At 58.1% G+C, this 21,469-nt stretch carries 13 protein-coding genes; 7 read left to right on the forward strand and 6 right to left on the reverse strand.

What is annotated here, in order from left to right; genetic code table 11:
- Genes ABHV46_RS11280 through ABHV46_RS11295 form a run of 4 tightly spaced genes read left to right on the forward strand, consistent with a single transcriptional unit; the run spans position 1 to position 4,510 of the window.
- Complete coding sequence (locus tag ABHV46_RS11280) at positions 1 to 1,017, forward strand: substrate-binding domain-containing protein (protein ID WP_438381547.1); 1,017 nt, start codon at positions 1 to 3, stop codon at positions 1,015 to 1,017.
- Positions 1,014 to 2,501: a sugar ABC transporter ATP-binding protein gene (locus ABHV46_RS11285; protein WP_438381548.1), complete on the forward strand. Its 1,488-nt coding sequence runs from the start codon at positions 1,014 to 1,016 to the stop codon at positions 2,499 to 2,501. Before ABHV46_RS11280 ends, ABHV46_RS11285 begins: the two co-directional genes overlap by 4 nt.
- Positions 2,494 to 3,498, forward strand: coding sequence for an ABC transporter permease (locus ABHV46_RS11290; protein ID WP_336946041.1), 1,005 nt, complete (start codon positions 2,494 to 2,496; stop codon positions 3,496 to 3,498). The genes ABHV46_RS11285 and ABHV46_RS11290 overlap by 8 nt, the downstream gene beginning before the upstream one ends.
- Positions 3,491 to 4,510: an ABC transporter permease gene (locus ABHV46_RS11295; RefSeq protein ID WP_438381549.1), complete on the forward strand. Its 1,020-nt coding sequence runs from the start codon at positions 3,491 to 3,493 to the stop codon at positions 4,508 to 4,510. The genes ABHV46_RS11290 and ABHV46_RS11295 overlap by 8 nt, the downstream gene beginning before the upstream one ends.
- A gap of 66 nt (positions 4,511 to 4,576) precedes the next feature.
- Here the strand turns inward: ABHV46_RS11295 and ABHV46_RS11300 are convergent, their stop codons facing one another.
- Genes ABHV46_RS11300 through ABHV46_RS11310 form a run of 3 tightly spaced genes read right to left on the reverse strand, consistent with a single transcriptional unit; the run spans position 4,577 to position 9,645 of the window.
- Positions 4,577 to 5,989: an amidohydrolase gene (locus ABHV46_RS11300; RefSeq protein ID WP_438381550.1), complete on the reverse strand. Its 1,413-nt coding sequence runs from the start codon at positions 5,987 to 5,989 to the stop codon at positions 4,577 to 4,579.
- Positions 5,990 to 6,017: 28 nt separating this feature from the next.
- Entirely contained in the window at positions 6,018 to 7,316 is a 1,299-nt protein-coding gene (locus tag ABHV46_RS11305; protein WP_438381551.1) for an MFS transporter, read from the reverse strand.
- A 28-nt stretch (positions 7,317 to 7,344) separates the two neighbouring features.
- Positions 7,345 to 9,645, reverse strand: a complete 2,301-nt coding sequence (locus ABHV46_RS11310; RefSeq protein WP_438381552.1) for a TonB-dependent receptor — start codon at positions 9,643 to 9,645, stop codon at positions 7,345 to 7,347.
- Between the two features lie 209 nt (positions 9,646 to 9,854).
- On the opposite strand from ABHV46_RS11310, the gene ABHV46_RS11315 reads away from it, so the two are divergent.
- Both ABHV46_RS11315 and ABHV46_RS11320 read left to right on the forward strand, forming a co-directional pair.
- A complete protein-coding gene (locus ABHV46_RS11315) occupies positions 9,855 to 10,781 on the forward strand; it encodes a LysR substrate-binding domain-containing protein (RefSeq protein WP_438381553.1) in 927 nt (308 codons plus the stop codon).
- 307 nt (positions 10,782 to 11,088) lie between these two features.
- On the forward strand, positions 11,089 to 13,599 hold the full coding sequence (locus ABHV46_RS11320) for a membrane-bound PQQ-dependent dehydrogenase, glucose/quinate/shikimate family (RefSeq protein WP_438381554.1): 2,511 nt from the start codon (positions 11,089 to 11,091) through the stop codon (positions 13,597 to 13,599).
- A gap of 205 nt (positions 13,600 to 13,804) precedes the next feature.
- On the opposite strand, the gene ABHV46_RS11325 is transcribed toward ABHV46_RS11320, so the two are convergent.
- From ABHV46_RS11325 to ABHV46_RS11335, 3 genes are all read right to left on the reverse strand, one after another.
- Positions 13,805 to 16,495: a glycosyltransferase gene (locus ABHV46_RS11325; RefSeq protein WP_438381555.1), complete on the reverse strand. Its 2,691-nt coding sequence runs from the start codon at positions 16,493 to 16,495 to the stop codon at positions 13,805 to 13,807.
- A 173-nt stretch (positions 16,496 to 16,668) separates the two neighbouring features.
- On the reverse strand, positions 16,669 to 18,108 hold the full coding sequence (locus ABHV46_RS11330; protein WP_438381556.1) for a beta strand repeat-containing protein: 1,440 nt from the start codon (positions 18,106 to 18,108) through the stop codon (positions 16,669 to 16,671).
- Positions 18,109 to 19,041: 933 nt separating this feature from the next.
- A complete protein-coding gene (locus ABHV46_RS11335) occupies positions 19,042 to 21,075 on the reverse strand; it encodes an NAD(+) synthase (RefSeq protein ID WP_438381557.1) in 2,034 nt (677 codons plus the stop codon).
- Positions 21,076 to 21,267: 192 nt separating this feature from the next.
- On the opposite strand from ABHV46_RS11335, the gene ABHV46_RS11340 reads away from it, so the two are divergent.
- The gene (locus ABHV46_RS11340) at positions 21,268 to 21,438 is read left to right on the forward strand and encodes a DUF1328 family protein (protein ID WP_188425765.1); all 171 of its coding nucleotides are present in this window, start codon (positions 21,268 to 21,270) and stop codon (positions 21,436 to 21,438) included.
- Positions 21,439 to 21,469: the final 31 nt, after the last annotated feature.

A 21,469-nucleotide genomic window follows, 5' to 3' on the forward strand; every position in this document is an offset into this window, starting at 1 on the left:
ATGATCCTATCCCGTCGCGGCTTCATGGGCGCCGCCGCAAGCCTTACAGCCCTTTCCCCCTTCGTTTCGGCCCGTCTCTCATCGGCTCTCGCCGATGGCGCGCCGAAGAAAATCGCCATCGTCGCCAAGATTGGCGGCATACCCTGGTTCAACGCCATGGAGCGCGGGATACAGAGCGCGGGCAAAGAGGCGGGATGCACCGCCTGGATGATCGGCCCGACACAGGCCGATGCGGCCCAGCAGGTCAGTGCGATCGAGGATCTGATCGCTCGAAAAGTCGATGTCATCGGCGTGGTGCCCAATGACGCAAGTTCGCTGGTGCCGGTGCTTCAACGTGCCCGTGCCGCCGGTATACATGTGATCAGTCATGAAAGCCCCGGCCAGCAGGGCGCGGAATGGGATCTCGAATTTACTACCCCCGCCGCTGATGGCGAACGCCATATGGAGGCGCTGGCGAAGGCCACGGGTGGCAAGGGCGGTTACATCATCATCGTCGGCTCGTTGACTGTGCCGCAGCATAAAATGCGCGCCGATGCGGCGATTGCGCTGCAAAAAGCGAAATATCCCGAGATGCACCTCATCGGCGATCGCTTCGGCTGTGGCGAGAGCGTGGATGACAGCTATCGCACCGTGATGGACCAGCTGCGCGCTCATCCCGACCTCACCGGGGTGCTCGCCTTCGGGTCGCAGGGGCCGATCGGCGCGGCGCGTGCTGTCGATGCGCGCGGCAAGATAAAGACCGTTTCGGTGGTTGGACCCTTTTCACCGGGGCAGGGGGCGAAATATGTGCGCTCCGGGGCCATTCGTTGCGGCTATATCTGGAACCCGATGCTGGCAGGGCAGACCCTCGTGCGCCTGGGCGTCATGCTGGCCAACGACAAGCCGATTACCAATGGCATGGACATGGAAGATATCGGCGCATTGCAGGTCGACCCCGCACAGCGCAGCATTCTGGCGCCGAAAATGCAGATCATCGATCGAACGACCATTGCCGAGCTGGTGGCGCTCGGGCTGTGACAGCGCCCGTCTTTCTGGAATTACGGAATGTCTTCAAGACATTTGGCGAGTTCCAGGCTCTGCGTGGCATCGACTGGGATGTGCGTCGGGGCGAGATCCATTGTCTCGTGGGCGAGAACGGATGCGGCAAATCGACGCTCATCAAGGCTGTTTCCGGTGTTCATGCGCCAGATGCGGGCGGTGAGATACGCATAGACGGTCAGGAAATGCTGTCTTTCGACCCGATGCAGGCGCGGGGCTTAGGCATCCAGGTCGTGTTTCAGGATCTGGCGCTTTTTCCCAATCTGAGCGTTGCCGAGAATATCGCCTTCGATGCCAATTTCGGACGCGGGTTCAGCCCGAAAGCCGCGATAAGGCGCAAGGCGCGCGAGACCCTCGACCGGCTCGGCCATGATCTGCCGCTCGATCTGCCGGTCGATGCGCTTTCGATCGCCGAACGTCAGATCGTGGCCATCGCCCGCGGTCTCGCCGGGGCGGCCCGACTTATTTTCATGGATGAGCCCACAGCCTCACTGACACGTGCCGAAGTGCGTCGTCTGCTCGAACTGGTGCGCAAGCTCTCGGCAGAGGGCATCGCCGTGGTTTTCGTCTCGCATCGCCTCGATGAGGTTTCGGCCATCGCCGAGCGTATCACGGTGATGCGCGATGGCCGCATGGTCGGCACCTATCCGGCTGCTGCGCTCGATCAGCGGACACTAATCCACCTTATGACCGGTATCGAAATCGCCTCGCATCATGTCGCGCGTGACTGCGCGTCGCGTGATGTCGTGCTTGAGGCGCGTTATCTGAGCCGTCGTGGCGAGTATGATGACGTGTCGCTTGCCCTGCATGAAGGCGAGGTGCTCGGCCTGACAGGCCTGCTCGGCGCAGGCCGCACCGAACTCGCCCTTTCGCTTTTCGGCATGACGAAGCCTGATTCCGGCGCGCTGATCGTCCATGGGCAGGAGCGGCGCTTTCGCACCAATCAGGACGCTCTGGCGGCGGGCATAGCCTATGTCTCGGAAGATCGACTGAATCTCGGGATTAATGCCGAGCAATCCATCGTCGATAATCTGGATATTGCGGTGCTGCCCGGCCTTGCGAACCGCTTCGGGCTGATTTCGGATGAATCACGCACGCAACTCGCTAAAAACTGGGTAGCACGTCTGAACATCAAGCTCAGCTCGGTGGAAGACGCCATCAATACGCTATCGGGAGGCAATCAGCAGCGTGTCATTCTGGCGCGCTGGCTTGCGTCTCACCCGAAAATCCTGATTCTCGACAGCCCGACCGTGGGCGTCGATATCAAGAATAAAGAGGGGATTTACGCTCTGATACGCGAACTGAGCGATCAGGGCGTGGGCATTCTTGTCATCTCCGATGAGATGATCGAGCTTTTCGCAACCTGCGATCGCATCCTGCATATGCGCAACGGGCGCATTGCTGGCGAATACAACCCGGCTATCATGACCGAACAGGCTCTGGAGGAGCGGATCTATGCCTGATCTCTCATCCCTGCGAAATCGGCCGGAATTCTGGCTGGCCGCTGTCATCGCGGTTTTCGTCCTCGCACTTTCTCTCGCAACTCCTAATTTTCTCAGTGTCTCCAATTTCGTCGATCTCACCGAAAGCTATGCGGTCCAGGCGATCATGGCGACCGGGCTTTTCGTCGTGCTGATCGCAGGCGGGATCGATATCTCCTTCGCAGCCACAGCATCGGTGGCGCAATATGTGGCAGCATTACTGGCCACACGTTTCGGTTTGTCGCCAGTACTCGTCATTCCGGCGGGGCTTGTTGTCGGCACGCTGCTCGGTTTTATCAATGCGACGCTGATTCATTATGCGCGGGTGAATTCAATCATCATCACCATCGCCACCATGAACGTGTATTTCGCTCTGCTGATGTACGCGACGGGCGGACACTCGATTTATAATCTGCCCGAATGGTGGAGCGAGCGGATCACCTTTCTGCAATTCGAGACAGCGGGCGGCGATCTGGTGCGCATTACCCTGCCTATTGTGGTCATGGTTGCCTCGCTCGGTCTGTGCTGGGTGCTCCTCAATCGTTCGAAAACAGGAAGACAGCTCTACGCCATGGGCGGCAATGCCGAAGCCGCGCGCCGCATCGGGCTGAATATCTCGCGGCTACAGTTTTTCGCGTATGGTTTTGCCGGTTTCATGGCGGCGCTGGCGGGACTCGTTCAGGCCAATCGCGTGGGTGAGGCTGTGCCTAACGCGCTTTATGGCACCGAGCTTTCCGTACTCTCGGCGGCTGTGCTCGGTGGCGCCTCGCTTCTGGGCGGCGTCGGTACGATTGGCGGCATCACGCTGGGCATTCTCATGCTGGCGATTATCCAGAACGGGCTCAATCTGCTCGATATCTCGCCCTATTGTTTCGAGATCATCACCGGCGCGATCATCCTCGCCTCGACCACCCTCACGGCACTTTCAGTGCGCAGCCGCACGCGCTCGCGTCTTGTGGAGGAGGCCCCCAATGTTTGAAAATCTGACGGGACAGAATTTTTCCATGACCGAGCTGACTGGGCCATTGCGACGGGTGTTTCCTGCGCGTGTTTCGGGTCAGGCTCTGGCGGCTCTCGCATTGGCCGTTGGTTTCAGCCTTGTCGTGCCAGGGTTCTTCAGCCTCGGCTCGATGCGCTCGATGATGTTCCAGTTGCCGCAGCTCGGTCTGCTGGCGCTGGCCATGGCTATTCCGATGATGTCGGGAGGGCTGAACCTTGCCATTATTGCCATAGCCAATGCCTGTGGCCTCGCCATGGTGACGGTGCTGGCGCATCTGCCTCTGGCAGGACATGGCACGGGATATGTCGCCTTGTGCATCATCCTGGCGCTGATGGCCGGTATGGTGGTCGGTACGGCGCTCGGTGGGCTGACAGGCTGGTTGATCGTACGTACGAAAGTACATCCTATCCTGGTCACGCTGGGCGTCATGTCGATTGTCGAGGGCACGAGCGTCTGGCTGACGCGTGGTGAGGTGGTCTCTGGTCTGCCCGCGCTCTATGGCCAGATCGGCAACGCATCGCTGCTACAGATACCGCTGGCCTTTCTGGCTTTTCTCGCCATAGCGGCCATTGTGCATGTCGTGTTGCAGCATACGGCTTTTGGTATTTCGATCTGCATGATCGGTTCTAACGCGCTCGCCACCCGCTACTCGGCGGTCAATGTCGATCGGGTAACGATCAGGATTTATGCGCTTTCTGGCTTTCTCTGCTTCTGTGCTGCCTGTCTGATGCTGGCACGGTATAATTCAGCCAGTGCGGCCTATGCCAAATCCTATCTGTTGGTGACGGTTCTGGCGGCGGTTCTGGGGGGAGTGGACCCGAATGGCGGGTTTGGGCGCGTGACCGGGCTGGTTCTGGCCATGATCATGCTGCAACTCATCGCGACAGGCTTTAATCTGCTGGGTTTCAGCGATTACCTGACGCTTGCCATCTGGGGGCTCGTCCTAATCGGTGTAGCCTGCGCCCAGTCCCTGATGAAAAAAAGGCGCTAGAAACAGGCTTCCAAAGGACAAGGCCTTTGGCGGGGTGTGGGGCAGAGCCCCACCTCCCTTCAGATCTCACTCACTATCCGCAGAGGGCACCACATCCGCCGGGATGAGCGTCACATAAGGCTGAACGGCCAGACGCTCTGCATGGTCCTTTTTCGCTGCCTCGAGCAGATCGGAGTTCGTAAAAAGATCGAGCCCGGTCATGGCCATGATCTTGGCCACATGCACCATACCTTTATGGGCGACCGAAGACTGGCCTTGCGCCGTCATCTGCCAGGAATGAAGCTGCGTGCCGATGGCACAGGTTGCGCCCAGCGCCTGTACGGTGGGAACGGTCCAGCTCACATCGCCCACATCGGTCGAGCCTAGCGAGGAGCGGTTTCCGCCCGCCGGCAGTACGAAATTGGCCAAAGGCTGATCGAGATCCGGCTTGGCCCCAGCGTGGCGGAAGGCGGCGACGATGTCGCTTTTCGGGAAAGTCGCCTGCATCTTGCGGGCAAAATCGCGGTCGTCCTCATCGAAAGGCGGTGGCCCCAGACGTTCGATATGGCCCTGCATGGCAGCTTCGAGCGGCGGGCAAGGCAGGATATTGGCCATGGCGCTGATCACGCGCTCCTGCACCTGCGTTTCTGTCATCAGGGCAGCACCCTGAGCAATTTTGCGCACGCGCTCGGTCAACGGCACCAGATCTGCCAGATCGAGTGTTCGCACGACATAGCGTATGGTCGTCTTGGCCTGCACGACATTGGGGGCAGTGCCACCGGCATCGAGATAGGCGTAGTGGATGCGCGAACTGGGCAGCATATGCTCGCGCAGGTAATTCACCCCTACATTCATCAGCTCTGCGGCATCGAGCGCCGATCGTCCGAGGAAAGGTGCGGCTGCCGCATGGGCTGCCTTGCCCGTGAAAGTAAAATCAAGCCGGATATTGGCAAGCGACGATGGGGGAAACACACCGGTGAAAAACAGAGGATGCCAGGAAATGGCGGCGTCGACATCGTCGAACACGCCGTCGCGCACCATGAAGGCCTTGCCTGCGCCGCCTTCTTCGGCGGGGCAGCCATAATAGCGCACGCGTCCGGGCAGATCGTGTGCGGCAAGGAAGTTCTTGAGCGCGGTAGCGGCCAGAAGCGCCGCAGAGCCCAGAAGATTATGGCCGCAGGCATGGCCGTTGCCATCGCCCGGTAGCGGCGTATGCTCCATCACTCCTGCCGCATTGGTCAGATCGGGCAGAGCGTCATACTCGCCAAGAAAGGCGATAACAGGGCCGCCTTCTCCAGCTTCACCCATGACGGCGGTTGGAATGCCAGCGACATCGCGTGTGATGCGAAAGCCTTCCTCGCCCAGTTTTTCGGTATGGAGCGCGCAGGAACGGACTTCCTCGAAATTTGTTTCCGGCACTTCCCAGACGGCATCGCTGAGCGCGATCAGGCTCTGGGCGCGGTCATCGACAAAGGAGAGAATGGCGTCGGTATTTTTCATCGTGAAGATCCTTGTCGGGATAACGGAGTCAATAGGCCTGGTCGGGTTGAGAGGCGACGATCCGCGCCCCGGAGGAGGGGGGTATCATGCGACGACGCAGGGCAAGATAGGCCAGAAGGGTGAGCGGCATCAAAATGCCCAGCATCCAGGCGGGTACCATGGGATCATGGAAATGCGCGATCAACAGAACCGTGAGCGGTTGGGTCAGGCCACCGAAAATGGAGACGGCAACCGCATAGACAAGGCCGAAAATAAAGGCCCGGCTGTGGTTGGGAATGGCGTCAAAAAGCAGGCGCCAGACCGGTGCGATGAGCAGGCCGGAAGAGAGAAAAACTGTTAGATTCAGTCCGATCTGCGTGCCCAGACCCGGATAGGTTATGGAGAGCGCGTAATAGAGCATGCAAAGCGGCGTGCCGATGACCGACACCACAATGACGAAGAGCTTCGGGTCGGGGCTGCGATGGGCAATGCGCATGCCGGCAATGACGGCGATTACACCGCAGATCAGCCCCAGCGCCATGGCGAGCATGGCGGTGCCGGGCGGCAGATGAAGAACGGCAATGGCGTAGCTGACGCCGAAAGTGCGCAGATAATTGGTAACGGTGCCGCAGATGATGAGCGCAAAGACCAGAAGGATTTTCGGCGTGATCAGAAGACGCAACGTGGCACCGAAAGGATGTGGCTCTTCGCGATGCGCATGATGCGCCGGAATCTGACGGCGTAGCCAGAAACCGAAAGGCAGAATGGCGACGCCAATGAAGAATGGTATGCGCCAACCCCAGTCATACAGCGCTTCATGAGAAAGGGTGAAGGAAAGAACCAGACCGAAAATCACGGCCACGACCATGCCGAGAAGCTGCGTGACATATTGCATGATGCTGATGATGCCCCCCATGCCAGCCGGCGCCGCATCATAAAGCATCGCCGTAGCAGGACCGACTTCGCCCCCATCCGAAAAGCCCTGCAACATGCGCGCCAGCACGATCATGAAGGCGGCGACAAGGCCTATCGAACGCGTCGAGGGGGTCGCCGCCATCAGGAGAGAACCAGCCGCCATGATGGCAAAAGTAAGCATGAGTGCCGCCTGATGACCATGGCGACGTGCATAGAGCCCGACGAGAAAAGCACCGAGAGGGCGCAGAAAGAACCCTGCGCCGAACGTGATGAGCGCCTCGAAAAGCCCCGTGAGGCCGGAAGAGTCAGGAAAAAACGCCTTGGCGATCATAGGCGCGAAAAATGCGTAGGCCATGAAATTGTAGAATTCGAGGAAATTGCCCACACAGGCGGCCATAATGACCCGCTTCCTGTCCTGATCCGATCCTGTCATGCGACATGTCTCCTTGCCGGGTGAGCCGTCAGTAGGTGAGGCCGATGCGCCCGCCGATGAAACGGGGCGGGCCGGGTATGCGGAAATAGGTCGTCGTCGATTGCGAACTCGTGGTGAAATACTCTCTGTTGAGAATATTCGACGCATAAATGGTCGCTGTCCATGGTCCTTTCACCGGATGCACGGTGAGATGTGCACCGAGCAGGAAATAGGCGGGCAGCTGGTAATTGCCCGTCCCGCCGGGAACCATTGATTGTGCGGTGCGGAAATTCCAGTCGATACCGGCTTCGCCTTCGAAGCGCTGCAAAAATGTGACGCGGTAATCGCCTGAGCCGTTCAGCGTGAGCTTGGGATTCATGCCCTCGGTTCCAGCATAATCTGTATAGATGGGCGCCCAGATGCCGGTCTGCTGATATTGCGTGTTGACGGCGGCGGCGTTGATGGCCTGGAATTTCTGGTATTTGCTTCGCAGGAAGCCGAAATTCTGTGTGAGATAGATATGGCGGATCGGGTTGATCTCGGTATTGAATTCGACACCCCAGATTTCAGATTTCGGAATATTGTCGAAACGCCCCAGCGGGCCGTAACTCGGCACGACATAGCTGCCGAGATATTGCTGGTCGTGATAATCGTAATAGAACGCCGCTGCATTGAGCCGAAAGCGATTGGGAACGATATCGGCCTTGAATCCCAGCTCATAGGCCAGAACTGTCTCAGGCTTGAACGGGTCGAGCTGGCCCTGCACCACCGTATTATTGGCGGTCATGCCGCCGGGCTTCATGCTGCGGCTGATCTTGAAATAGGTCATCAGATCTTTGGTCGCCTGGAACTGCACGCCGAGAGTTCCGGCAAACTGGTTCATGTTCGAGCCGGTAGACTGAAATTGCAGAGTACGGCGACCGAACTGCACCGTGCGCAGATTGAGCAACTGGCGGTCATCCGCTTCATGCGTCAGCCCGCCGATCAGAGTCACACGATAAGGCAGTTTGTAGGAAAGATGCACGAATTGTGAGAAAGTCTGCTCATTCTGGCCGAAAGACGTTTCCTGCAAATAGCCGCGTGTCGGCACGTAATCGGTAAAATCGAAAAATGATTGCTGCGTCATGCGCACACGGTTGTAATAGGCACCAATTACCCATTCGAGGGGTTTTTTCTCGCGCGATTCCAGACGCACTTCCTGCGAAAAGCTGTTGGCAACGATATTGCGATAATTATCGCCGGTGGCCCAGAGCGTTCCGTCCTGATCGGTATATTCGCCTACGCGTTCGGTCTCGAAAGCGCTGATGCTCTTGATTGTTACGAATCCGAAATCGTGAGACATTTTCAGATCGGCACCCCACATGGTGTTGTGCTCGCTGGGCGATAGTGACGCCGAGCGGCCGATCAGCTTGGCCAGACGGGCGTTATAATCCCATTGTGCCTGCTGATAGGAAAGCGTCGGATAGGGACGGCTCGGCAGGAAATTGATCACCGGCTTGGCGGCCACGACCTCGGAATTATCCTGCACCCAATGTCCGCTCAGCATGATTTCGGTATGCTCTTCGGGGCGCCAGCGGATCTTGGCGCGCAGCGCACCGAGATTGGCATTGCCCAGATGGGCGCCATTGGTCGGGTTTGTCTGCCAGCCGCCGCCCTGCATGGTCTGACCGGCAATACGGAAACTCAGCTTGTCTTTGAGGATGGGGCCGGAAACGAAAAGATTGGTGCGGCTGCGGGCATAACTCGCAATATCCTGCGACACACCGCCATGCCATTCATCGGTCGGATCTGCGGTGCGAAAGGCGATTTCGCCGCCCGTATCGGTCTGGCCATGGCTGAAACCAACCGGGCCGGGTTCGACGGCTGCACCCGCGATGTCGAACATCAGGCCCGAGGCCATACGTGCCAAGGGGTAGGCGACATCGTCGTAATAGACGAGCACTGACGACATGTTGTTCTGTGTGTAGTCGTTCAGACCGATCCCGCGCAGAAAGAAATTCGTTGTGCCAGTGCCGTTCACGCTCTGCACGGTCAGATTGGGCGCTACACGTGGCAGATCAAGCAGGGAAACGACGCCCTGACGGGTGAGGGTCTCTGCCGTGATATGGGTCGTGGCGTCCGCATCATGCTGGGCAGCGTTGAAATGCAGGCGGCGACGGGCCGTCATGACGGTAAGTGTTTCGGCGCCCCCTGCAACAGCTCTGTGATGGATCACGTTTTTTGCAGCTTGTGCCTGAGGTTTTTTTTTCGCGCCGGTGGCGGCGTGTGCCTGCGTCGGGGCATCACGGGATGCCGCATCGGCGAAACCTGAAAAGGCAGAGCCTGACACAGTGGCCAGCAACAAAAACATCGATGCTTTCACATATTTTTCTGCAGAGCGTTTTTGTGTCGATGAATCTGTCATCATGCTTCCTGCCGATTATTATTGGAGCAAAGCGCGGTAACCGCCTGTGTCGGTAAATCGTCGTTGAAAGATTATGGAATTAAAACGTTTCGTTATTGAAGCAAAATAGAGTTATATCATATCAACCATTTGGTTGACGCGCTCGGGAGGATGGCATGGTCAGAGCAGGCATTACGCTGCATCGTCAGCTCAAGCTGCGTCATCTGCACCTGCTCGAAATGCTCAACGCGACACGCAGCATGAGGCAGACAGCATCGCGCCTGGGTATTTCGCCTGCGGCGGTTTCGAAATCCTGCATCGAAATCGAGCAAATTCTGGGCAAGCGTCTGTTCGAGCGCGTGCAGGGTCATCTCGTGCCGTTGCCGGGGCTTGAGCGTGTTCTCTTGGCCGCACGGCGTATCGACCACGAATTACAGGCGCTGAGTGAGGATTTTACGCGAGAGTCAGCGCTACTGCATGGCACGTTGCGCATCGGGTTTCAGGCGCCGATGCTCGAGCGCCCTCTTGTGAGCTGGGTCGCCCGCATGAAACATGAGCAGCCTTTTCTGACCATCAGCATCGAATATGGCATGCGCAAACGTCTGCTCGATGATCTGCATGCTGGCCGCAATGACGTCGTCGCGGTCAATCTGCTCGATGTGGGGTCGTCAGGCCGGTTCGAGACACGCACGCTTTGCCTCGAGCATTGCGTGATCGTTATTGACGATGTGCTGATGACCAGCACCGAGGTTTTCGATCGATGGGCGCATTTTGTCGACCGCGTCTGGCTGCTTCCGCTCAGGGGGATGGCGATGCGCGACCGGTTTGAGCAGATCCTTATGGCGCGTGGCCTTGCTTTTCCGCCGAGGCTGATCGAAATCAGTTTGCCGACCCTGATCGAACATCTTGTCCAGTCCTGCGATGCGGCGGCACTCATTCCTGTCTCCCTGTTGTCGGATGCCCAGCTTTCCCGGCTGCCGGTGTTGGAGGGCGGAACGGCGGGGGACGATTTCTATATGGAGCACGGTATTGCCTGGGCCCGGGGCGGTCGTCTGAGTCCCGCTGCACAATATGCGTTGTCGATCATGTCCAGTTTGCCATAGCAGCGCTGTCTTCAGGTCGCTGCGCGTCTATATTTTGACATGATTGCGGCTAAAAGAACAAAAGTTTGTGAATATTGCCAAATAATGGAGATGTGATGACGCCAAAGAAATTTTTGCGCGGCACATTACCCAACCTTTGAGCTTTCAGGCTGGTTTTTGATTTGAATATTTCCCGTTCCCGGACGCCCCAAGCGGTGACGTCCTCGGGTTCCGCTGGCTTGAAAACGCTCAATGCTCAAATGGCTTTCGATGGCCTGTTGCTCCACCGGAGCATAGCGCCGTCGAGAGCGTAGTGTGAGGATTGCTCGTGAGAAGCCTTGTCCATCTTTTATGTACCGTGATCGGTCTGGTGATCGCGCTGCTCGGTGTCGCCCTGACATTTGGCGGCGTCTATCTCGCCTGGCTTGGGGGGAGTTGGGCCTATATCCCGCTCGGCCTGCTGATGGCAGCGGTTGGTGCGACGCTGATGGCGCGCAAGACCATGGCCCTGCCGCTCGCCATCGTACTCAGCCTGATTGCCGCTGGCTGGGCCTTCGGAGAGGTGGGCGACGTGTTCTGGCTCGTCGTGCCGCGCGTGGTCGTTTTCCTCGTGCTGCCGATCGTCGTGGGCGCGTTGGCCCCCTGGTTCGGCCCAGCCGGACGCTCCGGGGTGTCCCGCAACTGGGGGCTGGGTATTGCCGCGCTCTATGCGATCGTCCTTGCCGGGGTGTCGCTCAATATGTTCCGGCCTCATGCCGAGGTCACGGCTGATCCTGCACAGACCCCTAAAGCCGATACGGCATTGGGGCAGGTGAATGGCAATGACTGGCCAGCCTGGGGACGCAATCTGACGGGTGACCGTTTTGCCCCCGCTGTGCAGATCAATGCGAACAATGTGTCGGGGCTTAAGCTGGCCTGGACTTTCCATACCGGCGATCTGGCCATTGATGGCTTGGAATATCAGGTGACGCCGCTCAAGGTGGCTGGCTCCCTTTATCTCTGCACCCCGCTCAACAAGGTGATTGCCCTCGACCCGGTGACAGGGCATGAGCGCTGGCGCTTCGACCCGCATATGCAGGTGACGCGCGGCAATAAGGGGTGGAAGCGCTGCCGTGGCGTCAGTTATGCCGATCTCACCACGATGTCGCTTCTGGCATCCGATGCCAAGGCTTTCGGTCCGGAGGAGGTTGCTGCACCGCCTGCGGAGCCGACGGCTGAGCCAGCGGTCCCGGCTCAGGCACCGTCTGACGAAAGCCCGGTTGCCCCTGCGGCGATCACGGCGGAGACGCCTTGCGCCCGCCGCATCGTGAGCACCACCAACGATGCCAGGCTTTTCGAGCTCGATGCCGCGACAGGCGCGCTTTGCGAGGATTTCGGCGACCACGGCATGGTCAATCTGCTTGAAGGCCTCGGTCCGACGGCGCCCGGTTCCTATTATCTCACCTCTGCTCCGCTGGTGGCTGATGGCGTGATCATGGTGGGCGGCAAGATCAATGACAACATGACGGTGGGCGAGCCGTCGGGCGTCATTCGCGGTTATGACGTGCGTACCGGCCGCCTCGTCTGGGCCTGGGATGCCTCACGCGGCAACAAGGATAGCCGTCCCCTTCCAGCCGGACAGATCTATGCGCCCGAAACGCCTAATTTCTGGGGCACGGCGTCTTATGATCCGAAGCTCGGCCTTGCCTTCATTCCCATGGGTAATCAGACGCCGGATTTCTGGAGCGGCAATCGCCATCCTTATTCGGATGAATATACCGATGCCATTCTCGCACTCGATCTGCGCACGGGTCAGGAGCGCTGGCATTTCCGCACGGCCAATCAGGACATGTTCGATTATGACGTGACCTCGCAGCCGATCCTCTATGATCTGCCGGGTGCAGGTGGAGAGACCACGCCGGTTGTCGTGGCGCTGACCAAGCGGAGTCAGATTTTCGTGCTCGACCGCCGTACCGGCAGGCCGGTTGTTAAGGTGACGGATCGCCCGGTCGCGACCGATGGTATGCCCGGCCAGCGTATCAGCCCGGTTCAGCCCTATTCCGACCTGTCGATCGGTGTCGCGCCGCTCAGGGAAAGCGATATGTGGGGGGCAACGATTTTCGACCAGCTCTATTGCCGCATCGCTTTCAAGAAAATGCGCTGGGAAGGCGAATGGACGCCTTTGACCGACAAGCAGAAAACCCTGATCTGGCCCGGCTATTATGGCGGTTCAAACTGGGGTGGTGGGGCGATCGATCCGCAGACCGGCGTGCTCGTGGTGAACGATATCCGCATGGCCATGTGGGGGCAGTTCATCAAGCGCGAAGAGGCGGCCAAGGCCGGTCTCGTGCCGTCGACAGAAGGCGAATATTCAGAGCAGCTCGGCACCCCCTGGGGCGTCGAACGCTCGATGTTCGTCTCGCCCATGGGAGCCCCCTGTTTCAAGCCGCCTTTTGGCTCGCTGACAGCAATCGACCTGAAAACGCAGAAGACCTTGTGGCAGGTGCCGGTCGGCAGCATACAGGATGCCCGCATTCATGGCATTTTCGGCGATAAGGGGATCATCCCGCATCTCTATATACCGGTAGGGATGCCGACGATGGGTGGACCTCTCCTGACGGGCGGTAATCTCGCTTTCTTCCATGGCTCGCTCGACAATTATCTGCGTGCCTTCGATCTCAGGACCGGCAAGGAAGTCTGGCGTGAGCGTCTGCCTGTGGGCGGCCAGGGAACGCCCATGAGCTATGTCGAAAACGGCAAGCAATATGTGCTCGTTGTCGCCGGTGGCGCGACCCGCACGGGCACCAATGCCAATAAGGGCGATTACGTTCTGGCTTACGCCTTGCCTTCGGCCAACTGACCTTGGGCTCCCCTGTCATACGCGTTGATCGCGTGTGACAGGGAAAGCTCCTGCACACCATCTATGGCTGAGTCTTCGGCAGTGAGCCTGTTTTTGGCGAAGACTCTGAAGCTTCTGGTGGAACGGGCAAGAAAAACCCCTCTCCCGATAGTGTGGAGAGGGGTTTTTTATGGTCCGCGATCGCTTTCCCGATCGGTCGACCGGATCAGGAAACCCTGCCAAGAAGGCGACGATAGAGAGCCGCGAGTTCCTTTGCCTGATCGTCATAGCTCGGCAGGCTGGCCTTGTTCGGGTTTACATACCCGTCGAAGCGATCCTTCTGATCTAGAAGAGCCTCGATGGCCTCTTGAAGTGGGGCAGGGTCGTCGATGATTGGGATGAGAGAGCCGTTCACACCATCGACGATTTCTTCGGACTGGCCACCGGGCGACGTCGAAATGACCCAGACATCGCGCGAAAGGGCCTCGCGCACTGTCAATCCGTAACTTTCGCGCCACTGCGATGGGAAGAGCAGCACATCGACCTGATCGTAGAAATCATCGAGCCCTGTCTGGGAATAGGCGGGTACGGTGCGGATGGCGCCCTTGACCAGCCAGCCTGACGTGTCGATGGACGGAAATCCCAGATTCAGGGTGTTGTCGACCAGAACGAGCTCCCAGTCATCGCGCTGCAGGCGCTCCAAAGCCCGGTGGATCAGCTCGTAGCCTTTGACTTTGCCGATACCTCCGACAAAGCCGAATCTCAGCTTCGAGCCGGGAAGACGCTTCGCTCTGGGGCGTGCAGGCCAGGTGAAACCGTTGCGGTTGATCAGGATACGATCGGCGGGCACACCGTTACGCACGTAGAGGCTCTTATGTTCTTCGGATGGGCTGAGAATGGCCGCAGCGCCAGCAAGGCCCTGGCGCATGAGCCTGCGGCGTTCTCCCAGGTAACGACTATGGGTCGAGTTTTCCGGTGAGAGCGGAACATCGTGATTTTCGAGGTGATATTGACCGTCATCGCGGGCGATGAAGAGATTGTCTGACAGCCACCAGCAATCATGCAGGCTGATGACGTAAGGAATGCCGCGCTGCTGGCAGATCCGTGTCATTCCTACGCCCATGTCCTGGATGGCATGGAAATGTACCAGCTCTACATCCCATGCGTCGATCCAGCGTTCGAGATGGCGGGCGATGGTCAGATTATCCGTCCCGCCGGCGCGACCGACGCTGACGGAAAAGACATCCGTGTCCAGACTCCGATAGCGCAGAGCGCCATCAGGCAGACCTTCGAGAACCGGTCGTGTCGTCATGACGCTATTTTCAAACCCCGCCTGTGCAAGCGGTTTGAGCATAGCCTCCACTACGATCGTGGCTCCCCCGAACGAGCGCGGCGCGAAGAAGAGGTTGACCTGAAGGACGCGAGGCGCCTTGTGCGCAAAGGTCGTGGGCTTGCCGAAAATCGGATTGGCCTGCTGCGGCAGAAGATGCTCTGGCGCATATTCCGCAAGGGCCGTTTCTCTGGCGTTGAGGCCAAGGCGTCGTCTCAGACTCGGGTCCTGTGCGAGTGACAGTAACGCGTTTTTCCAGGTCTCTGTACTGTCCGCCAGCAGGCCGTTCTGACCTGACCGAATCACACGACGATAGGTGTCGGTGGGTGAGCAGACGGACGGGATTTCGAGAATGGCGGCTTCAAGAAACTTGATATTGCTCTTGCAGTCATTGAAAACCGTGTTTTCGAGTGGAGCAATGGCGATATCTGCTTTCGCCAGCTCACCGAGATAGGCGGCATAGGAGAGCTCGTTGCAGCGCTCCACACGTGTGCCGAACTGCATAAAAGCCTTGGAAAGGGTGAGTGGCCCCACGATCAGCAGGTGGATACGCGGATCAGCCTGCATAGCCGCGATGAGACCGCTCTCAGCCGCTTTGAAATCGATGTCATGCGCGCGACTGCCGGAGCCGTAGCATACCCAGATCTTGTCAGGATCGCGCGACGCTGGCGCAGCAAGAAGAGCCTTTGCTATGCTGAGCGTTTGTTCATCCAGCGCATTTTCGAGCACGAGCACGTCCTGAATGCCGATTTCCCGCATTTCCTGGGCGAGTGCCTCGGTAGAGGCCATGCCCCGCCCGCAGGCGCGCAGAGCGCGCCAATAAAGATCGGCAAGTTCGTAGAGCTCGTGTCGTTCCTGTGAGGAGAGCGTCGCAAGATTGCCGTTGTGGCGATAAAGGGCCTTGTTGAACAGGAGATCATCAATCTCCCATCTTGGTTCCAGCCCGACACGCTTCGCTTCCTCTATCAAAGACAACACGGCGTCGACACCGGGCACACGATAGAAGAGAACGCAGGTTGCCACCTGAAGTGAAGACAGCACTTCTCGGCTGTCTTTCCAATCAACAATTTGCACGTTCCACCCGAGGCGACAAAGCAGCTCGGCCTTCTGCGTGACGCGGTATTTCGTGCATTGCTGCAACTCGATATCCGCGATCAGAAGATAACGCGGACGCAGCATGAGCGCTGCCTTGGGCGCCTGTCTTCTGAGAAGTGCCGCCTGTTCCTTTGTGGGTACAAAGAGCGGATCGCTCGCTTGATCGCCATGGCGCAGAAGACGTCTTTTGGCGGCACCGCCAGCAAAGAAGCGGCTCATCGCTTTGACAACCCCCTCTGAACGCCGGGAGTCCTGCCACTGCTCCCATGCTTCACCGAGCGGGGTCCCGCGAGGAAGGCGACCGAGGGTGAGCGCCCTGACCCAGCGGAGCGGCTCCATCAAGCGCCAGGAGAGCGACCCACGCATCAATTTCAACTGCTGCTTCGCCAGATGTAGTTCAGCCTGCAGTGTATCGGCGCGTAGAGTCGCCATATAGGCCGAGGCTTCGGTCGTCTCATCAAGGCTGTTCTCGAAGACTGGAGCAGGCCGCATCTGTTTTTTTTTCAGGTTGGGCAAAAATCTCTCACTCGAAGAGGCTGTTGGGAAGGGCCGTGTATAACCCTGCGGGTGTATAGGCCCAAACGCATTGCCGTGAGAAACGAAGGCCCAGTCCTATGGACTGGGCCTCTAAAAAAAACGTGATCAAAATTTTTGATAGAGAATCGTCAGCTTATGACGATATTCGATGCCTTCAGGTCGGTGACGCCCAGGAACGTCACCTTCATGTTGTTGTCCAGCTGCAGTGTGGTGTTGCCGCCTGTGACGGTCGCCGTTGCCAGTAGATCCTTGATAGCCTTGTCGGCATCGGCCGGCTTGTAATTATACATGAAGAACATGTTGCCAGCTGCGCTGCCGAAATCGGTGATGGTGATGTCGCCACCATTATGGCCTGCAAGCACACCGAAAGTGTTGGCTGCGCCGCTGCCACCCGTGACGGTTGCATAGCTATCGCCATTGGAGTTGGCGAACTGCGTACCGAAAACGAAGTGATCGGAGCCGGAGGTGCCGATAATGGTGTTGTTGCCCGCGCCCGTCCATGCCTCAAGCGTGCCTGCCGAAGAAGACGCGTCAATATACTGGCTGCCGGTTGTGCTGGGCTGGTTGGCGGTAAAGAGCGCCAGACCGTTCGTGTTGACCGATGCGCGCAGATCGTTGGCGCCCCAGATCGTGCCAAGCCCGGCATTGATCGATGTGTTGCCAGTGCCGGAGATGAACTTCAGAGCGCCGGAAACACTGATCGACTGGTTGGAGCCGTGGTTGACCTGCAGATCCCCCGCTGCAGAAATTGTGTCGCCTACGGTGCCAACGATCGTGCCGGTGCTGCCCGTGAAATTCACCGTCGAGCCCGTACCGCCGAAAACGGTGCTGTTTATGCCGACGCTGATCTGGCTTCCAGCAAGGGCGGAATCAACAACAACCGAGTTGGACTGCAGCGTGACGACGGACTTGCCGCCGAGGATGGTGACCGTATCAGACGCGTTTTCGACGCCGGTGATCGTGTCCTGACCTTCAGAGGCGACAAAATTGGCGCCAGTGCTGAGATTGATGACGTTCTGTCCCTCGCCAGCACGGATATTGTTCGTCCCGGCCGCGGCGTAGATGGTGTCGTTACCATCGCCGGTTGCAATCGTCCAGTTACCGGTATGACCGCGACCGTCGAACAGATTGTTGCCCATCGTGGAGACGAAGGTGCCGTTATAATTTCCGGCGTAGAAGGTCACGCCTTCAGTGGCGCCAGCCAGCACCGATAGATTACCCGCGGTGACGCCCGTACCGTCGACGGTAACAGCTTTCACGGACGGTGCTACAGCTGTGTCCTGCGCAGGATCGTTAAGCGACGCACCGAGCGAGCCGATAACCAGGTTGCTGTAGTTGCCAGCCATCGAGAAGGCACCACCGGTGGTGATGACGCCCTGAACGACGCTCGTCGAGGCAGACGGGCCTGTGTTCGCTCCCGTAGCAAGATCGACGGAGGTGAAATCACCCGTATTCACCGCGCCCAGAATCTGGGCTGCGTAGCTCGAGGCAAGTGTCTGCATGCGGGCACCTTCAACGGTGACCTGCACAGTCATACCAGACGAACCAACTACCGTTACGATCGCCATGCGACCAGCTCCTTACTATTTCCCGGAGGCTTCAGACAAAGACCGTTACATTGCGTCGAGCGCTCTAAACATGCCCACGCTAATCGGTTGTGCCGTCTACCAAGACTCACATACGAAAATCAATTTTTTTATAGATGTCTTAACCTTTGGGCTGAGTCAATAAATCAGAAGGTATTGGCGATCACGGGATAATATTTTGACGCAAACTCTTATATTAGACGCGAATCCTGAGCGTTGAAATGGTTTGAAATGGATCTTGGATGTAGCAAACAAGATGTTTCCTGGGTTTATACATAAAAAAACTTCACAATATGAGTGATTAAGTACTCACAATCCCGCGATATTATTGTTTCGAACTGGATTTGATCTCGCCAAATATGGATTATTTGTAATGACCCTAGCTAAAGTAAAAATATAAATTATTGTCGTGATTACAGCACATCTCTTCAGATTATTTATTCTTTGCAAACCTGCATGCTCGTAAAATGAAGGCAGAATTTTTTCTAAGGCATTGATATAACGCTGGAAAACTTATCCCTCGAAGGGTGGGTCCTAAAAGAATATCCTGAGAAACAAATTTTATTTCTTGGTTTCTTTTGTGATTTCGCTCCATCTCTTCACGAATTGATGAAGAATGTTACAAGCGAAAGGTAGATTTCTCTCGGAAGAGATTGCGGTTTTGTCAAAAAACTTCTTGGGTGAAGCAGGAGCCGCGATACATAGGCTATGCCCATCTTATGTCCAGTGCGTCGTCGTTGCGACCAAGCTTGTGTTGCAATCTGCTGAGAAGAAAATCTGAGCAGCTTTGTTCGATACGCGACAGGGTCGTCACCTACGATCGGCGCGCAGTGGCCCTATACGCAGGTCGATTTACTCGTGTCGTTCGTCAGCAGGCCGCGTGTCAATTGGCATGTCAGGGTTTTTGCGGATCCTCTACAGGGCTGTCTTATCCAGCTCTTCGAGCCATGCAGCGGCAGTTCCATCAGACGGTGCCCGCCACTCGCCGCGCGGCGAAAGACTGCCACCAGATGAGAGCTTCGGTCCATTGGGCAGGGCCGAGCGCTTGAACTGGCTGAAGCCGAAGAACCGCGTCAGGAATACCTTCAGCCAGTGACGTATGGTGTCAGCGTCATAAGCGAGTTTCCGGTCGTCGGGGTAATGGGCTGGCCAGACGCCGCGCTCGCTGTCTTCCCATGCCTGAAGCGCAAGGAAAAGGATCTTGCTCGGTCGAAAACCGTAGCGCAGGACATAATAGAGAGTGAAATCCTGCAAGGCATACGGGCCGATCTTGTCTTCGGTTTTCTGCACGCCTCCGGCATCTGCAGGGACGAGCTCCGGCGTGATTTCCGCCGAGACGATCCGTTCCAGCACAGGCGCTGTGGCGTCGCCGAGACCCCCCTTGCGGGCCAGCCAGCGAATCAGATGCTGGATGAGCGTCTTCGGCATCCCGGCATTGACGTTGTAATGCGACATCTGGTCGCCGACGCCGTAGGTGCACCAGCCGAGCGCCAGCTCGGACAGATCGCCCGTGCCGATCACGATCCCGTTGCGCTGGTTGGCCAGGCGGAAAAGAAAGTCGGTACGCAGCCCTGCCTGTACGTTTTCGAACGTGATGTCGTGTACTGGCGCGCCCGAGGCAAAGGGATGGCCGATGGTTTCCAGCATCTGCATGGCGGTCGGTTTGATGTCGAGTTCATGAGCATCGACGCCAAGCGCCAGCATCAGTTGATGGGCGAGTCCCAGGCTGGCATCTCCGGTCGCAAAGCCTGGCATGGTATAGGCATCGACCCGGTCACGGCTCCATCCCAGTTCATCGGCGGCCCGGGCGGCTACCAGAAGGGCAAGGGTGGAATCGAGCCCCCCTGATACGCCGATCACACAGCGTTCGACACCGCTCGTCTTGAGGCGCTGTGTGAGGGCGCGCACCTGAATGGTCCAGGCTTCATAGCAATCCTGATCGAGACGAGCCGGATTTTCGGGCACGAAAGGAAAGCGCGGCACCACACGCTGGAAGCCGATATCGTCCTCAATCGGCGCCAGCGTGAAGCCGATGCGGCGCCATTGCCCATGATCATTGGCGCGGGCGCAGTCATGGAAGCTCCCCATGCGCATGCGCTCCTGACGGATCAGATCGAGATCAATATCGGCAAGCGTCATCTGGGCTTCGACGGGAAAACGATCTGACTCGCCCAGCAGGCGGCCCGCTTCATAGACGGAAACCTGACCGTCCCACGCGACGTCTGTCGTCGACTCGCCGGCTCCGGCCGCGGCATAGACATAAGCACAAAGGGCGCGTTGCGATTGCGCGCGACAGAGCAGATGGCGATCCTCCGATTTGCCAATGGTGATGGTGCTGGCCGAAGGATTGCCGATGACAGTAGCGCCCGCCAGAGCGAGCGCGGTGCTGGGTGGATTAGGTACCCAGAGATCCTCGCAGATTTCGATGCCGAGCGCGAAGCCGGGCAGGTCCTGTGCTTCGAAAATCAGATCTGTGCCGAACGGCACGTCCCGCCCGCCAAGCCACAGCGTTTCATCGACGATATCGACCCCGGCGACGAAATGGCGCGAATCGTAGAACTCGCGGTAGTTTGGCAGGTAGGATTTCGGGACGATGCCAAGAATTTCTCCCCGATGCAGCACCACCGCGCAATTGAAGAGACGCCCCCGATGCACGAGCGGTGCACCCGCGACGACAACGCTCTTCCAGGAGGCGCTCTCGTCTTTCAGACGCATGAGGCATTCGATAACCCCGTCGAGCAGCGCATCCTGCTGCCTCAGATCGTCGATTGCATAGCCTGAAAGGCAAAGCTCGGGAAACACGGCCAAAGCCGCTCCGGCACCCGAGCATTGCCGGGCGAGGGCGACGATCTGCTGCAGATTATGGCGCGGATCGGCAAGGCGCACAGGGATGGTACAGGCGGCGACCCGGGCAAAACCATGACGATAGAGAGATCGAAACGCGCTCATGGGATCATCTCCTGCAGCATCGGCCCCGTAACAGGCTCCCGGCTCCCGCACCGGCGTTCGCCCAGAAACGTCTTTCCAGATTAAAAGACAAGGCCTTGTCGTCACAGAGCAAACCGTTTCGCGGCTGGCCCGTTCACCCAAGGACCCGGGACCATGACGATTTTGTTATGTTCCGTTCAAGGAGTTATCGCCATGGACCTTCTTCGCTGGACAATCGTGTTTCTGATCCTTGCTTTGCTGGCAGGGTTGCTCGGTTTTGGCGGTATCTCGGCTGATTTCGCCTCGATCGGCAAAATCCTGTTCTTTATCTTTCTGGTGCTGTTCGTTCTCAGCTTCATTTTCGGCCGCGGGCGAATGCGCTGAATCCGGACTCCGTCCCAGGTGCAGGCCGGAG

Source organism: Asaia sp. BMEF1, assembly GCF_051628905.1.
In the GTDB taxonomy this organism is placed as follows: Bacteria; Pseudomonadota; Alphaproteobacteria; order Acetobacterales; family Acetobacteraceae; genus Asaia.

Excerpts from the sequence above, each read along its gene's own strand:
- ABHV46_RS11340 (WP_188425765.1), top strand. The coding sequence starts at position 21,268 with ATGGACCTTCTTCGCTGGACAATCGTGTTTCTGATCCTTGCTTTGCTG.
- ABHV46_RS11315 (WP_438381553.1), top strand. The coding sequence starts at position 9,855 with ATGGTCAGAGCAGGCATTACGCTGCATCGTCAGCTCAAGCTGCGTCAT.
- ABHV46_RS11295 (WP_438381549.1), top strand. The coding sequence starts at position 3,491 with ATGTTTGAAAATCTGACGGGACAGAATTTTTCCATGACCGAGCTGACT.
- ABHV46_RS11335 (WP_438381557.1), bottom strand. The coding sequence starts at position 21,075 with ATGAGCGCGTTTCGATCTCTCTATCGTCATGGTTTTGCCCGGGTCGCC.
- ABHV46_RS11280 (WP_438381547.1), top strand. The coding sequence starts at position 1 with ATGATCCTATCCCGTCGCGGCTTCATGGGCGCCGCCGCAAGCCTTACA.
- ABHV46_RS11310 (WP_438381552.1), bottom strand. The coding sequence starts at position 9,645 with ATGTTTTTGTTGCTGGCCACTGTGTCAGGCTCTGCCTTTTCAGGTTTC.
- ABHV46_RS11305 (WP_438381551.1), bottom strand. The coding sequence starts at position 7,316 with ATGACAGGATCGGATCAGGACAGGAAGCGGGTCATTATGGCCGCCTGT.
- ABHV46_RS11300 (WP_438381550.1), bottom strand. The coding sequence starts at position 5,989 with ATGAAAAATACCGACGCCATTCTCTCCTTTGTCGATGACCGCGCCCAG.
- ABHV46_RS11330 (WP_438381556.1), bottom strand. The coding sequence starts at position 18,108 with ATGGCGATCGTAACGGTAGTTGGTTCGTCTGGTATGACTGTGCAGGTC.
- ABHV46_RS11290 (WP_336946041.1), top strand. The coding sequence starts at position 2,494 with ATGCCTGATCTCTCATCCCTGCGAAATCGGCCGGAATTCTGGCTGGCC.
- ABHV46_RS11325 (WP_438381555.1), bottom strand. The coding sequence starts at position 16,495 with ATGCGGCCTGCTCCAGTCTTCGAGAACAGCCTTGATGAGACGACCGAA.